This is a genomic window from Candidatus Nanopusillus massiliensis (assembly GCF_920984865.1).
Genome location: NZ_OV100765.1, coordinates 479,845 through 480,061 on the forward strand (window position 1 = coordinate 479,845; position 217 = coordinate 480,061).

At 32.1% G+C, this 217-nt stretch carries 1 protein-coding gene; it reads right to left on the minus strand.

What is annotated here, in order from left to right; genetic code table 11:
* On the minus strand, nucleotides 1-216 hold a 216-nt coding region (locus LUA84_RS03385), incomplete at its 3' end, for an ATP-dependent DNA ligase (protein ID WP_457913297.1).
* Between the last annotated feature and the right edge of the window lies 1 nt (nucleotide 217).

Here is a 217-nt window from a genome sequence, read left to right on the forward strand (position 1 = left end):
TAAAAAATCCTTATCATTTGGAAAACACTCTTCAGGATATTCTATTACATCTGGAAATTGTTTTGTTACATTTTCCAATCTTCTATGCCATAAAGATATTTGATCTCCTTTCTTATGTATTTGAACCCTAAATCCATCANACTTATATTCAACTTGCGCAGGTCTTCCATCATCATCNAAAGCTTCTTTAGCACTCTCTGCCTTTATTGCTAACATT